This window comes from Rickettsiella grylli (assembly GCF_000168295.1).
Taxonomy (GTDB): domain Bacteria; phylum Pseudomonadota; class Gammaproteobacteria; order Diplorickettsiales; family Diplorickettsiaceae; genus Aquirickettsiella; species Aquirickettsiella grylli.
Genome location: NZ_AAQJ02000001.1, coordinates 703,236 through 719,075, shown reverse-complemented (window position 1 = coordinate 719,075; position 15,840 = coordinate 703,236). Strand labels below are relative to the sequence as shown.

The window sequence follows — 15,840 nt, the reverse complement described above, 5'->3', positions numbered from 1 at the left end:
TTTTATTATTAGGTAATATTCAGTCCGATGACGAAACTATCCGCTAACGTTGCTGATTTTAGTTCCATATTCTCTACTCTAGGCCATTGAATGGCGCCTGTTAGATTATCAGCAAAGACACGGAAAGAGGGTACATCATTATACTTTTCGTTATAAATCGCATTTGCTATCATAATTGCACCAAAGGTAATACCGGTTGTTGCCGCAGTAATTGTGAATCCCAGTTTAACCGCATTAAAAACGGTAGGATTTCTAGCAATACCGTTTTGGATATCGATGGCTATTGGGGCCAATTTTTCTAAATTTATTGGGATACCCAATAATTTAAAACTAAAACTGGCTGTTCTCGTTGCTTCACTACCAATGAGAGTCGCTTGAGCACCTTTGGAAATCGCTCCTGCAACCCCTATACCTAAGGCAAATACTGAGGCTATCGAAGTGATAATTCCTGTTACTAGACTTAACCAATTTAACCACTTATCTAATTCTACATGACAATATACATGAGCGTCTCCCATTCCTTTTTCATCAGGAACAAAAATAGGTTCTCCTTTCTTGTTTTTTTCAACTTTATATTTAAAATTTTGTTCAAGACTCATATAGACGGTAACGCCAGCACGCGGACGATAATGTGCATTAGAAATGTTGATATAAATATGATCAGATTGAAGTGTTAAAATAAAAGAATTTTTAGGTATAAGGGGTGACCATATTCCATCCTCACCTTCGAAATCTTGCCAAACCATCTCTTTTTTGTTTGAAAGTGATAAGCCGGTTTCGCTAATTTCGAAGTCTTCTTCGGTCGTATTTTTAATAAGATTGACTGCTGCCTTAAGTAGAATATGTTTAACAAACATGGTCTTACTGATAATGAGTGCAGCATTTGCACCGAAGGGCTTAACAATCTGCAAAGCACCTACATCGATTGTCTGTTGTCGCTCATTAATATCTGTTTTTCCATCAATTAATGCCAATGTTCCAAAAGCTGCTGTTTTACCATCAATAGAATTATTTGCAGCATAGCTATACGCAGAAGGTTTCAGCCATTGAAAATCTCCCTGACTTGCTTCCAAGCCGATAAGTACTATTGAAAATATTTGTCCAAAAGCTTCAATATTATTATTAAACCAAAGTTGGAAAGCGTTTTGACAAAATAAAGCTAAATTGTTATTACCAATTTGTTCATTTGTAAACGTTGAAGAAGTAACAATTATTTTCTCTTTTTGTGTAATCATTAATTTGAAACACTGCGTTGTAGCCGTAAGAATCGATGTCTTATCATTTTCAATCCATTTTTTGGGGTCATCCACTATTCCATCTAAAGCCACCTCTATATCTAGGTAGGATAATGTTCCATTTGTATTCATTTCATAGTGTTTGTTATCGTCTTTGTTATAAAATTCAACGTTACCAGCTTTTATATGACATCTAAAAGAAATTTTTTTTCCACTTGCTTCATGTAACATCTCCCATGTATCCCATTCTCCAACTATTTTTAAAACATTATTTAAAATCGTAATACTTTCTGCAAATTCTGATGGATAAAGTTCTTTACCTTCTAAATTAATTATTTTATTCATCGTATCAATATCTGTGACACTGACAACATCCCAACCACTTGTCGATATAGAAGCCATTTTTTTCTCCATATAATTTTTTTATAAATTCTTATTTTTTATTTTTACAATGATGACAATTAATTTATTATTTATATCTCAATTATCGACAGATAAAATCTAATACATTAGATTTAGATAAATGTAAGTAAATTTTACTCCTTGTTAAATAAAAATATACTATACTAGTTTATTTAATTTCAAATAAAAAAACAAATACGTAATATCCTATTCTTTATATGTTTTCTTCTTAATAACTGGGTAAGAATCAACAATATTTCAGAAGATAATTTAAGAGAGGAAATCTAAAAGTGATTTTTTATAAAATTTAATTTCTGTAAAACAACCTGTGTATACTTTACGAAAATCCAATGCTTATTTATTTCCTTTTCGAAAGAAAAAATCGGAAATCGATTGACTGGTTGGAGTATTACTTTCAGCGTTTTTTTCTTTATTTTTAGAAAAAAAACCAGGTCGAGTCTCTTCATGGTCCTGTTGGATTCCAAAGGCAACGGCCTCCTCGTGTATTGTTGAAATTTCAAGGTTCCGAAATGCAGTCGATAAGGAACCCGGATAATTCGCTTTTCTTCTATTTTTTTTCTTTTTTACAACGGGATTTCTCATTAAACTTGAGACTGTCTCTATGGGCTTTCCACTTCGTGATCGCTGATTTTTTTTTTGCTGTTCTTGGACTGACGCTAATTGATCGTAAGAGTCAAGTTGATACTTTGTTTCTAATTTTTTTTGGTTTGTGAAGGAAGGATTCAGTGCAAATAAATGTTGATTAGATGGCGTTAAATCAAGCTCAGTATAATATACTTTATCTGTATTTGGAATCATTGCTGACTTTTTTGTTCGCTTTTTTTGTGTGTTTATAGGAGCAACACAGAAAGACGAAGCACCCTCTCCTGGTGAAGCCGCTTCGAGAGATTCGATTTTCTTTTTAGGAATAACCATACAATTTTTTTCAGGATCAAGATAAATACGCACATCATCCGTTTCATCGAGCAATAAAAGGTTCGCATATTCAGATTTTCTGGAATCAACAGATTGTCCCTCAGGACAATAGTCACTGGGTTGGGAATCGTCATAGGGACTGTATCCCGGTTTTTTTTTAGGCAGTGTTAAAGAAAATCCTTCTGGATCGATATAAGTGCACGTATCATCCGTGACCCCTTGAAGCAAAAGATTTTCATATTCAGACTTTTCTGAATCAACATAAGCTACGTTAGAATAATAGTCTTGTGTTGAGTCATCATAGGGATGGTGGCTCTTATAAAGCGAATAAGCCGCCGCCTCTGCTTCGCTTAAAGGAACATTAGCACATTCTGTTTGTTCAGCCGGTAAAAATTTTTTTGTTCGTCTCGGTTTTGGCGTAGGCGCACCCGCTACTTGCGTTTTATTTTTCTTCTTTTGTTCTTGGGTTTCCAATAAATTTTCGGGAAAATGGACTGGAAATTTAGTTTCCCTCTTTTCGAATATTTTAATTTTACCTGCCGTGTTTTTTTTCATTGCGTTGATTTCCGTAATATTTTTTCCGTTCGCTATTTTTATAATTTATAGTCTACAATATCTAATAAAATTATAAAATGGAAAAATTCACAATCAATAAAAATACGTTTATTTAATTCGGCGTAATAATATTAAACATGGGCGGAAAATTATCAAATAAATTCATAAATGCATCAAGCTTTTGTTGGTTACCTTCTAATTGAATATCACCAGTTGATATATCGTGCATCATATTTTCTTGCTTTAAGGTGAGCTTATCAAACGTACTTCTTTTAAGATTTAAGCTGACATCGGCATCTTTAAAATGTTTATTGGGCGTATAGATCAATACTGAATGGTCTATTTCAAGTGCATAGGATTGGTTTTTATCCGTTAAATTGAGATTAATTTTAAATTTTTTACCTTCTGCTTTATGGCTATTCAATCGAATACCCATAAAATCAAGATACATTTCTATGGGCATCGCACGTAGTGTATCGGGACTCGCCGTTTCAGTTCCTGCCACATGAGGGACGCCATGACGAAGTTCGTAAGCTCCCATCAAATATTCATTTCGCCAGGTTGCATTTTCAGATTGATAACCCAGCTGTTCAAACGCATCGGCTTCTAAATAACGTGCGGCTTTGTTATTAGGATTGGCAAAAACAACGTGATTCAGGACTTCAGCCACCCATCGATACTCCCCTTTTTGGTAGTATTCCCGTGCTTTGTGGATAACGGCTTCTTCTCCTCCCATAAATTCAACATAGCGTTTTCCGGCTTCCGCGGGGGATAAAGGATTGAGATGGGCCGGATTGGAATCATACCAACCGATATAACGTTGATAAACTGCTTTCGCATTATGACTCACGGAACCATAGTAGCCTCGATTATACCATTCACTCGCTAACGATGGGGGTAATGTAAGCCGATTACCCACTTCAGTTAGGGTATACCCTTGATTTATCATATGAAGTGTTTGATCGTGGATATATTTGTAAAGATCTCTTTGTTTTTTTAAATAATTCACAATGTTTTCTGAACCCCACATAGGCCAATGATGTTGAGCAAATACTACATCAGATTGGTTCCCCCACCGTTCAATCGCTTCATTGATTGTTTTCCACCAACTCGCGGGATCTCTAACTTGTGCTCCTCGCAAGGTATAAAGATTGTGTAAGGTATGAGTCGCATCTTCTGCCATGCATAATGCCCGCTGTTTTGGGAAATAAATAAGCATTTCAGCCGGAGCTTCAGTATGGGGCGCCATTTGAAAGACCATCTCGACGCCGTCAATCATTCGTTTTTCACCTGTTTTACGAATAACATCAGTAGGCGGAATTAAGCTGATATTGCCCAGTGATATTGTTTTTCCTAAACCAGCATCAATCTGGCCTGTTTCGCTTTTGGGCAATAATGCACCATACATATAGGTTGCGCGCCGGCTCATTGCATTTCCTGCATAAACATTTTCACTTACAGCGGCGCTTAAAAAGCCTTCTGGGGCTATTATTTTTACTTTTCCGTTTGCAACCGATTCAGGGGTTACGATCCCCTTCACACCGCCATAATGATCCGCGTGACTATGTGTATAAATAACCGCAATAACCGGCTTTTTAGGCCGGTGCTGATAATATAACGCAAGCGCTGCATTTGCAGTTTCTTCAGTGAGTAATGGATCGATGATAATAAGGCCTTCTCTTCCCTCAATAATATCCATGTTAGAAAGATCATAACCCCGTACTTGATAAATATTATCCTTAACGTGATAAAGACCATAATTCATGTTGAGTCTTGCTTGATGCCAAAGACTTGGATTCACGGTCGAAGGAGCTTGGAAAGAGGCTGGGATAAACGCATAGTTTTTCATCGACCAAATCACCTGACCGTGTTTATTTTTAATCTCTAAATCGGGAGCATTTCCTATAAAATGAGCTTTTGCATCGTCAAAAGCTTTTTTATTATGGAAGGGAAGTTTATTGAGGAAGGATTGGTTGGCTGATTTGGTAAATTGAGATGCTGCTTTTGGCGTTAAATCGTCTGCATAGACATTCAAGCCCAACACTAATAAAAAAAAGGGAATCATTTTCCAAAACATACCTGTAATCCTATTAATAAAATAAAAAAGCTTGACTCTTTATTATTAGAATCAAAGAAATTGTAAGTTAAGTGCAGCATAAATTTGTGTTAGTGGCTGCCCTGCTCCCTTATGTGAAATTGAAAATTGTGGTTCAATAAAAAAATTATAGATGGTTTTCCCAATTTTGCTTACTTTTCCAAAACCAACGCTCAGTGGAATAACATGGCTATTGGGAACAAAATTGAATACCCACGTCGGTGCTGTCCTTAAATAATAACCTTGACCTAATTGGTAGAATGCAAAAGGCTGTAGAGTAAGCAGACTGGTATGTTCTCTGTTTTTGTTGCCTGTAAAATCGGCTTGATACGTCATTAATCCGCCAAATTGGATTTTTTTTGAGCTTCCATTGAAATACACGATTGCAAGCCCTCCTTGCCATTGGCCATTCCCTAAAACACTGGGGCTTGCGGTGGGCGCGACAAGCAAAGGACCGATGCCAAAGCTTATTGATGGATTTCCTGTATTCAATAAATAAGCAGCGAAAATATTAAAATCACCGGTTCCCGTTTTATGCGATGATTCGGTAGGAAAATTTTGGATCGGCATGGACGCTCGTATTAAAAATTTATGAATAGGCTGTGCGTAACGTAACCATACGGTATCGCCCGAAGTATCCAACGCGGATAGATTAGAATAATAATAGTTTTGAATATTAAATGCTTTAATATTCGCAATGGGATTATTGGCTTGTGTTAAATCAGTGGATGTATTATCTGCTTTTACGTAGAGCGCATAACCAATCATGACGCATAAAAGGAAAAATAACGTTAATTTTTTCATGAATAAACTCACTATAAAAGTTTAAAATCAGTTATCCACTTAAAAGGAATAGGTTAGTGCTAAAATATGATTGAGTTGATTTTTGCTGAAAGGTGTTTCAGATTGATATTGATTAATATAGCCTATTTTTACTGATTTTTTCTTGGATAAATAAATACGGACACCTAAAAATAGTCGATTTTCACTTAAAACACTGTCGGAAGTATACTTTGTTTTATTTAAACGAAAAAAAAGCTCATCGTAAAAATAAGGATTGATCTTTCTCCTAAAATCATATTTTATTTCTGCTGAAATTCGTTTTCGCAATCGAAACGTCATTGGATGTTGGTTTTCTCGTATTATTTCCTCTAAACGGGATCGCGAAATAAAACGGATGCGATCCTTTGGATTAATAGGCCAAATAAATTGCTGAAAAAAACGATTTTCTGAGTAAAATTGATGGGACGGGTCATGACCTGACCATCGATAACCCAACCAAATATTTTTATTGAATAAAATTTGACGCCCAACCCCACCTTCAAAAAATAGTGTTTGCCACGGATGATCGTTATTAATAAATCTTAATTCAGATGAAATGGAGTAAAGCCAGGGACTGTTTTCAGAAAAGCTCCGCTGGGTATCTATCCCTAGCCAAAGCTTTTCATGCTGTTCACATGCAAAGCAAATGAGTGGGAAAAATAATAACAACAAGCCACTATAAAAATTGAATTTCATTTTATCATGTTTTTCCTCATCATTAATTCGTAACCTAAAAATGGAAAAATTACTATTGTTAAAAGTAGATTGTTGTTTTAAAAAATACGTTGGGTTAATTGGGTTGAGTATTTGCTATTTTCATTGGTTATGGGATAAAAATAGATTAGCTATTATTTCCTAAAATCCCTCCCATTTTTTGAAACGATTTAAAATCGATCGATGCCTTTCCAGCTGAACAATTTAACCTGATTAGAAATGGGTTGACAAAGACAATGTGTAGACTCTTCCCTGAAATCGAGACCGTGCACGAAACTCTTGAAGACATTTCCCGGTTACAACTAAGTTTAAAGCAGCCAACGTATAACCTACTTGGAGACCAACGGCATGGACCTTATCATGGATAGAAGGATTACCCTTCACGGCAGCTCCTGAATCATTTGTAATTTGCCATTGGTCATAACCCGGAATACCAATTTCTAAACTATCTTTTTCTCGAATAGAAAATAATTGACTGATTCCCCAATTCAAAGAAAAATAATTTCCAGGTCGAATGTCAATATCCGTTTTACGTTGATTAAAATCATAGGTACCTGCAAGTGTAACGGATAATAAATGTTTTTTACCAGGAAACCATGTGCCCGCACATTGAAACTCATGCGTCCAAAAGCCTAAACCTGTATTATTACGACTCAGATTACGATATCTCCCCGTTGGTGCATAAAATGCATAAGAAGCTGAAAGATCAACGATTGGCCATCGCCATGTAAACCATAACGGTCGAACATAGGAATCTGCAATACCCCAACTGGATTGATTAATTGAAAGCCCTGTATTCAGTATTTGAAGGGAAGATTGCAAGGATGGATTTGCTACGGGTTGTAATAACATGAATGCGAAATCAGCACCCATCAATTTGGTTTTGGGTACCCAAATGAATAGAGGCGCAACAAACGCATTATGAACATTAATGTCCAAAGCAATTTGGGTATCCCTAATGTTTATGGATTGAATTGAATGTCCATTTTGATTTTTTATATCGTGGCTTGTGTAAAAATAGTTGTATAACGTCAAGTAATAACCCGGCGGCGGTGAAATAAAGCTTCGAATATCCCAAGCACCGGGTATATAATGTCCTAATTCTTGTGCAGCTATTTGCTCACTGCTGTTTGTTAAAAGCCACACAAAAAGCATCGCTTTAAAAATCGGTCTCATTAATTTTACGGTTTTCGTTTTACGTTGTGTGCGACTATCCATGCAAATTAATTTAATTTCTATCGTCAAAAACGATTAAAATTTATATCCTCATGTAATTTGAATTTGAAAGTTCATGCATAGAAAAACGACCTGAATCTGCATGATCATGAAAAGACGGCGATGAATAAAACCGAAAAGGGGCATAAACTCGAGTCATTACACTTCCCTTTTTGGGTATTAAAGGGGTTTTTTCAGCAGGCTCCATGCGCCCATAAGCGCTATAAACTTCATTGTTTGAATTCGTATGGTCTACAGACAGAAGCGATTCATTATCAAAATCAAAGTTTAACTTCTCTAAGCGCTCTATCATTTTGCAAATAGCGTTATATTCTTCACAAATTTTATACAAATCTTTCGGTAATTTAATATACGCTTCTTTTGGATATGTCGTAAAATCGAATTGCGTACTCATCCATTGCAATAATTCGTTAATGAATTCAGTTTTACCGTGATCGTTTTCATGTATTCGCGCCGCGTTTAATAATTTTTGATGGACGATTAATTTTAATTCTAATAATGTCTGTTTTAATTCTTCTCGGTCTTTTTCTCGTTGCAAATTTAAAATAGATTTTAATTGATCTTCATCTGTGTCCGCTAAAGAAGACAACAACAAATCCGGTTTAAAAAGTTGTATGCTACTTTTCATTTGTCGAAATGACTCAAAAATACAAGCCACCGTTCGTGTATCTTCATTATATCCATATTGCTCAAATTTTCCTAACACACGTTTAACAAAATCTATCATCGCAGTAGAACCTAAAAAAATCAAACCGGTTTGAGAGACCTTCAGCATAAATTGGAGTAAATGAGGGCGTAAAAATTCTAACTCGCCTGTAAAATTATCGTCAATTAATTGCGCTCCAGCCGCATAAGAAAAAAAGGATAAGTAGGTTGAAATGATTATCAATAATACAGATGTTTTCGGATAAAGTTTAAATTCAACAGGAATTTTAATCGAATCGTATTGCCACGCTGTCAAATAATCATAGCTGTTTTGTAAAGCATTTCCACCAAAAAATGCTAACAATACACCCAAGCAATAAATAGAAGGTGCTGAAAGGATACTTCCTGAAACTAAATTTCCAGTTAATCGATTTATTTCACTAAAGGTACCTATCTCAAATCCTGAACAGGCTAATATGACCCAACTTGCGCCTGAAAAATAAATTAATTTTCTAAAAATGTTATTGAGTTTACTCGGCGTATAATGGATTGGGTTGGGTGAAATTTGATGAATGTAATGAAGTAATTGTGTTAATAGTTGTAAAGGAGAGGAATCTTGTTTTTGAATATCACGCATATCTTTTGCAATGCAATTCGTAGAGCCGCACACCGAAAAATTAAACCCATAAATACTTAAAAGCTTTAATGCCTGATCAAGGCGATCAATCATTCGTTGTTTAACCAGCGAATAATAATGATTGAGTTTCTTATGTAATTCTTTTTCCTGTTTTTTTTCTTCGCTAAGAAATTGATGCGATATTTTTTGAACAACAAATTCAAAAGGTAAAAAAGGAATTCGATACCAATGGTTTTTTAAAACTAATTTGAAAGGGAGTAGATGAAGTAATGTATTGGTTAAACCAATAATCATGGACTGTAAAACAACAATTTCTTTCGGTAAGCCGGGTATAGGATTCGTTATGCTCAGTATGATAAAAGGGACTGAAGCAATAAAAGAACCCGTAAATATCACTATATTTTCAGCTATTTTGTGTTTATAACTTAACGGATATTTTAAATAATTAATAAGGGATGGAGGAATAAATTCAGCATTTATTTGATCAAAAAAGGCATTAGTGGCTGTCATTAAGACGCCGCCTGCGACCAACAGGGTACCGGTCAAATGATTGATTATAAAAAAATCACAAGGGATTTCTTTATAATCGGGATCAGCACAAATCGATTCGGCATAGGCTTTGGCTGGAACGTAGTAAAACATCACACCAAAAATAGAAACGACAAACAAACCCGATTGTTTGAGTAATTCTAACGATAAGCGCGTTCGCCCTTTTCCATCCAGATGGTATTTAACGACGGTATTTAAGGCATCGGAAAAACACACAGCGTGTTGGTTAAGCCGATAATTTTCTATCTGAATATTATTTCCTTCATGAAGAGGATGAATACCCTGAAGAGGGTGATCGATTATTGATATTTCTTCAAGAGTATCCGAATGATTGGTTAATACGGGCATTATTCATCTCCTTTTTAAGACTTTTTGTTCTATTGAGACGTTTTTAGGCACTGGTAAAAATAGTTTCTAGCCTAAAAGCTGAAACAATAATGTTTAAATGTATGTGGGAGGGAAAATCTGAGAGTAGCGTAATAACTTCCCTATTTTTTTTAATCTAAAAATAATTTAATAATTTCTGGGTCATTTTTAAACGAGGCCTATCTCGTTTTAATTTAACATAATTTTTTAAACATTCCAAACTTTTTAAAACAATAAACGACGTTTTATAAGGGTTTAATGCTGCTCCAATTACGACAGGCAGGGCATAACCAATCAAGCATTTTGCTATTAAAACCGCAGTTTAAACAACGATAAACTGGCTTATTTTCCATTAATTTTTTAATCAGATCTTTCAAACTGGTTAAATGATTTCTATTGGTTAATGGATTATTTTCTTGTGCTAAATGTAAATCAACTAATTGATATAAACCGATTAATGAAGGTTTAGTTTGCAATTGTTGCGTTAAAAATTGCAATGCTTTATTACTATCTTTTTCTTGAATCAATTTTACAATCGCTAATGAAATGGAAGTTTGCGCATGCTCATTGAGTGTTTCACGTAAATAATTGAGTAGGCCTATTATTCCTGACTGATGTTGTAAGTAGCATTGATTTAAAGGCTCTAACGTTTCTGTAATATAATCAGGATCTTGTTTTTTTACGGCTTGGTAGAGTGCAATAGCCTGTTCCCATTTTTCGTTAATAATCGCTAATTTTCCCTTAATGAGATTAGCGCGTACGCAGTGTTTGTCATATTTTAAGGCGAGATCCAATAATCGGATAGCTTCTTTGTGATTATTTTCTGCATTCAGTAGATTTAATGCTAATTCACAATAATAATGAGCAATGTTTTTAAAAATTTTGCTATCCCATTTCGAAATTTTTTTTGCTTGCTTGATAGCAATTTCCCACCGTTTTTGTTGTTGATAGATTTCTAACAAATAACGTACAGCTATACGTGCTGATTCATTATCATCCTGCTGAATGACTTCAAAAAACAAACGTTCAGCCCTATCGAGTAAACCCGCACAATAATAATCTCTTCCTAAGGCAAGTAATGCTTGTAATTTTAATGCGGATGAGAGATGAGGTCTTGCAATCAAATTTTGATGAAGTCGAATAGCTCGGTCAATTTCCCCCCGGCGGCGAAATAACACACCTAACGCTAAATGCGTTTCAACCGTTTCCGTATCCACTTCAAGTATTCTAATAAACGTATCAACCGCTTTATCAGACTGCTCGTTGAGTAAGTAGTTTAAACCACGCAAATACTCACGATTACATGCCTGTTTTTTACGGAGGTGTAAATTAGAAAATTGGCAATAAGCAGCATACCAACCTGAAGCAGCTGCAAGAGGAAGCAATAGAAACAACAATTCCAGCATAGTATTTCTTCTGCTCAGTATTTTCTATAGTTTCAACCATTAATGTTGATCTTTAAAGGGTAAGGCTCTTAAATTAGCGAGTTCTTTTTCAACGAGATTTAAACGATGGCGTAAACGACGGTTCGCATATTTCAGTTTAATATAGGTAATAAACGCTGTTAGCAGACCTAATAAGCCACCAAAAACAAAACTCAATATGGCTAATAAAGAAAGCGGTATTCTTTGAGTCCCTAAGTAATAATTTACACTCACTAAATCCGCATTAAGACCTGCAAAAATTAATCCAAAAATAAATAAAACAATCAGGAAGAAATATGTTATGAATCGCATAGATTTTACCTACTCACTCGACGGAAACCGATGCTCCAAGTAGCCATTATTAAACATAATGCTATAGTGGAATTTGTACGTGCTACGCCTCATTAATCTAAGCATGTCTTTCTATTGCTTTTTGACTATCCACATTTTCTATTTTTACTACTGAAAAAATATAACACGCTTGATCTTTTTTTATAGCCGACGAATGCACTCGACATAGCGAGCGCTTCCGCCTATCAACCCTACATCAATGATCCTTACCGATTCCCTTTAAGACAATTAAGAAAAATTATTGAGCTGTTTTTTCTTCTAAAGCAAGAAGGGACAATGAAATATAATGATTTTTTCGATCAAGACTTAAAATCTTTGCTTCTATTTCTTGCCCTATTTCAAAATTTTTTCCTTCCTCGCCATATTCAGCCACTTTAAGCTGAGCTTCCACATGATTACCTAAATCAACCTTCATTCCTTCATCATTGATTTCAATGATTTTACCTTTAACTCTCTGATCCTTACTGTATTTATCAAAAGGATGCGATGATTCGGTATCTAATTGTTTAATACCCAGCGAAATACGTTCTCGTTCGGGATCTATCGACAAAATAATGGTTTCTAATTCATCGCCTTTTTTATATTTACGTACCGCTTCTTCACCAGATAGGTTCCATGCAATATCCGATAAATGCACTAAACCATCAATATTTCCTGGTAACCCAATAAAAAGACCGAAATCAGTAATTGATTTTATTTTACCTGTAATACGCTCGCCTTTAACATGCGTATGCGCAAAGTCTTCCCACGGATTTGACTTACATTGTTTAATACCCAATGAAATACGACGTCGGTCCGAATCAATATCCAGTACAATAACCTCAATTTCCATACCCGCTTGTACGATTTTGTTGGGGTTAATATTTTTATTGGTCCAATCCATTTCTGAAACATGAACTAAGCCTTCAACGCCTTCTTCTATTTCAACAAAGCAGCCGTAATCAGTGACATTCGTTACTTTACCTTTCAAACGAGTACCTACAGGATAACGCTTTACTAAGTCCTCCCACGGATCGCCTACTAATTGTTTCAATCCTAACGAAACACGTCCCCGCTCTCTTTCTATCTTTAATACGACGACTTCAATTTCGTCGCCTATGTTTAATACTTCACTGGGTTGCTTCACTCGTTTCCACGAAATATCCGTAACATGTAATAAACCATCAATGCCGCCTAAATCGATAAAAGCACCATAATCCGCTAAGTTCTTCACAATACCTTTAATCACTTGCCCTTCTTCTAACTCCGTTAATAGCTGCTCTCGTCCCGCTTGACCTTCGGATTCAAGTACAGCACGTCGCGATAAAACGATATTGTTACGCTTAGGATCAAGTTTTATGACTTTAAATTCGAGATCTTTACCTTCAATAATACTAGAATCACGTATGGGACGTACATCTACTAATGAGCCCGGTAGAAAAGCTCGCAAACTGCCAATTTCTACTGTAAAACCGCCTTTTACTTTTCCGGTTACCTTTCCTGTCACGAGCGTATCGGCATCGTGTGCACGCTGTAAAGCAGCCCACATTTCCGCACGCTTGGCTTTTTCGCGTGATAAACGAGTTTCGCCGAATCCGTCTTCTAAAGATTCAATACTCACATCCACTTGATCGCCAACGCTGACTTCTAACTCGCCAGCTTCATTGTAAAATTGCTCAATAGGGATCAATCCTTCTGATTTTAAATTCGCATTAACGACAACACGATCCTTTTCGATGCGAACCACAGTCCCTGTAATGATCATTCCGGTATAAAAAATACGTTCGGAGAAATTTTCCTCCAATAGCTGTGCAAAACTCTCACTCATAATCGTTATATCACTTGTTCTTTTTAAGAACGGTGTTAAGGCGCAAAATGCGCGGTTAATTTTAAGCCATTACACGAAATTTTCAGAAATTTTTCGCCTAATGCCCCCCCTTGTACTTCTTTGCTTGAGCGCATGCTAACTTACTTTTTATTATCTGTAACGCTTCTTGAACACCCAAGCTCGTCGTGTCGATAGTGATAGCATCCAAAGGCACTATCAGCGGTGCTACTCGACGCTCCTTATCTCTTCGATCGCGCAGCTTAAGCTCCGCTCGCACAGCGTTAAGGCTAACATGCTTTCTCATTGGCTTCAACTGCAAATAACGTCGTTTAGCGCGTTCTTTAAGACTCGCTGTCAAAAAGATTTTAAGCAATGCATCCGGGAAAACCACGCTTCCCATGTCACGACCATCGGCAACTAAACCCGGCGCACGACGAAACGCCCGTTGATACGCTAATAGGGCTTTTCGAACCTGAGGATACATCCCTAATTGTGAGGCTAATTGGCCTATTTCAGTGGTCCGAATCGATGCGGTAATCTCTTGTTTATCCCAAAAAACCTGCTGAGTTTGATCGGGTTGTGCACTGAAATGAAGTGACAAATCACCCATCAATGGGAGTAATTTATCCTCTTCAAAAGGGGTTTGTGTTGATAGCGCGATCCATGCTGCAGCACGATAAATCGCGCCGCTATCGAGAAAGTGCCAGGATAAATCGCGCGCTAATAATTGACCCAACGTTCCCTTTCCTGAGCCACTTAAACCATCTATCGTAATAACAGGAACAGCGGAGTTTTCGGTCGTTAACAGCATGATAAATAAGTCTCCCAAGCCAATTTCCGATATTGCTGTGCACTTATTACAGGGTTGTCTGCTTGATAAATACCCCGACCCACAATAATAATATCTGCGCCCTGTTCAGCAATGGCCTGCTCAGGTGAAATATAGTGCTGACCAAGTCCTTCAGCATCACTGCACTCTTTTTTTACGCCAGGAGTCATCGTTAACCACGCTGGATTTTTGGATAGTTGATGCTGTGCAATAAACCCAATCACGAAATCAGGATAGCGAGCGGCCATCGTAAGGCTTGCTTTTGTGTAGCCTTCTGTCGCTAAGGCACCCTTGGAACTCATTTCTGCAAGCAATAATAAGCCTCGTTTTTTAACTAAACCTATTTCTTGCAAGCCCCGAATAATGCCAGGACCTGGGATAGGATGGGCATTAATGATATCGGCCCAATCACTAATACGATAAACACCTCCGGCATATTGTTGCTTAACCGTAGAACCAATATCGGCAAATTTACGATCTTCAAAAAGCAAAAATTCATGTTTTTGTGCTAAACACGCGAGTTGCTGAATAAATTCAGCTGTAAAATCAGTGAGTATATCAACATGCGTTTTTAATACACAAATTTCCTTTCCTACGGTATCTGCCAAATGAAGCAAATCAGAAGCGCGTGTCACATCAGCAGATAAACAAAGGTTAGTTTTTTTTTTCGCTATCAGTTGGCACAAACGCTGCGCGGTTACATTTAAACAGAAAGCGGTGCGCTCAGAAAAATTTAATTTTTTAATTTTTTTTGACATTTATTGAATCAACAACGGATCAAATGGAACAATTTGCGTGGTGAGATGCATCTCGGTATGAAGCTGTTCCGCTATTTTTTTCATTTGATCCGGTTTAATTTCGGGCCCTACAAAAACACGTGTCAACATTCCTAACAAGCTCTTGTATTGACGACTATACGCATTAAAACCTTTACGCCGCAAATTTTGAACTAAATTTTCAGCTTCTCTAGCATCTTTAATATCAGGTAATTCGACTACCCAGGCTTTTGCAGGGGCTAAAGGAAAATTTAATACGGTTTTTAGACTCGGTTTAGCGGATGTAATCGGTAATAACGCCGCTGTAGGTGCTGTTGGTAAGGAAGGGATAGTAAACGAAAGAATGTTCTTTGTGTGATATTCTTTCATAAATAAAGGTACAAAAATAACCCACAACGCGGCAATACTAATGATGAAAATTAAATACGTGCGTTTAGATGAAACCACGAGCGCTCTCAATT

The 15,840-nt window shown here is 36.4% G+C and carries 13 protein-coding genes; all 13 read right to left on the bottom strand.

What is annotated here, in order from left to right; all coding sequences use genetic code 11:
• Positions 1-8: 8 nt before the first annotated feature.
• The 13 genes from RICGR_RS03325 to RICGR_RS03265 all read right to left on the bottom strand — a co-directional run bounded on the left by RICGR_RS03325 (position 9) and on the right by RICGR_RS03265 (position 15,826).
• A complete protein-coding gene (locus RICGR_RS03325) occupies positions 9-1,637 on the bottom strand; it encodes a TULIP family P47-like protein (protein ID WP_006035340.1) in 1,629 nt (542 codons plus the stop codon).
• 354 nt (positions 1,638-1,991) lie between these two features.
• Positions 1,992-3,128, bottom strand: a complete 1,137-nt coding sequence (locus RICGR_RS03320; RefSeq protein ID WP_006035734.1) for a hypothetical protein — start codon at positions 3,126-3,128, stop codon at positions 1,992-1,994.
• Between the two features lie 112 nt (positions 3,129-3,240).
• On the bottom strand, positions 3,241-5,205 hold the full coding sequence (locus RICGR_RS03315; protein ID WP_006035002.1) for an alkyl/aryl-sulfatase: 1,965 nt from the start codon (positions 5,203-5,205) through the stop codon (positions 3,241-3,243).
• 51 nt (positions 5,206-5,256) lie between these two features.
• Positions 5,257-6,027, bottom strand: a complete 771-nt coding sequence (locus RICGR_RS03310) for a hypothetical protein (RefSeq protein WP_006035790.1) — start codon at positions 6,025-6,027, stop codon at positions 5,257-5,259.
• Between the two features lie 39 nt (positions 6,028-6,066).
• Positions 6,067-6,741: a DUF2490 domain-containing protein gene (locus RICGR_RS03305; protein ID WP_006035317.1), complete on the bottom strand. Its 675-nt coding sequence runs from the start codon at positions 6,739-6,741 to the stop codon at positions 6,067-6,069.
• A 231-nt stretch (positions 6,742-6,972) separates the two neighbouring features.
• Positions 6,973-7,977 carry a SphA family protein gene (locus tag RICGR_RS03300; RefSeq protein ID WP_006035643.1) on the bottom strand — a complete coding sequence of 335 codons (1,005 nt, stop codon included), beginning with the start codon at positions 7,975-7,977 and terminating at the stop codon, positions 6,973-6,975.
• A 40-nt stretch (positions 7,978-8,017) separates the two neighbouring features.
• Positions 8,018-10,174 carry a hypothetical protein gene (locus tag RICGR_RS03295; protein ID WP_006034862.1) on the bottom strand — a complete coding sequence of 719 codons (2,157 nt, stop codon included), beginning with the start codon at positions 10,172-10,174 and terminating at the stop codon, positions 8,018-8,020.
• Positions 10,175-10,437: 263 nt separating this feature from the next.
• Complete coding sequence (gene lapB, locus RICGR_RS03290; RefSeq protein WP_006035163.1) at positions 10,438-11,598, bottom strand: lipopolysaccharide assembly protein LapB; 1,161 nt, start codon at positions 11,596-11,598, stop codon at positions 10,438-10,440.
• A gap of 39 nt (positions 11,599-11,637) precedes the next feature.
• A complete protein-coding gene (locus tag RICGR_RS03285; protein ID WP_006035774.1) occupies positions 11,638-11,928 on the bottom strand; it encodes a LapA family protein in 291 nt (96 codons plus the stop codon).
• A 277-nt stretch (positions 11,929-12,205) separates the two neighbouring features.
• The gene (rpsA, locus tag RICGR_RS03280; protein ID WP_006035859.1) at positions 12,206-13,774 is read right to left on the bottom strand and encodes a 30S ribosomal protein S1; all 1,569 of its coding nucleotides are present in this window, start codon (positions 13,772-13,774) and stop codon (positions 12,206-12,208) included.
• Between the two features lie 97 nt (positions 13,775-13,871).
• Complete coding sequence (gene cmk, locus RICGR_RS03275; protein ID WP_006035236.1) at positions 13,872-14,585, bottom strand: (d)CMP kinase; 714 nt, start codon at positions 14,583-14,585, stop codon at positions 13,872-13,874.
• Positions 14,576-15,361 carry an orotidine-5'-phosphate decarboxylase gene (gene pyrF, locus RICGR_RS03270; protein WP_006035135.1) on the bottom strand — a complete coding sequence of 262 codons (786 nt, stop codon included), beginning with the start codon at positions 15,359-15,361 and terminating at the stop codon, positions 14,576-14,578. The genes cmk and pyrF overlap by 10 nt, the downstream gene beginning before the upstream one ends.
• Complete coding sequence (locus RICGR_RS03265; RefSeq protein ID WP_006035770.1) at positions 15,362-15,826, bottom strand: SPOR domain-containing protein; 465 nt, start codon at positions 15,824-15,826, stop codon at positions 15,362-15,364.
• Between the last annotated feature and the right edge of the window lie 14 nt (positions 15,827-15,840).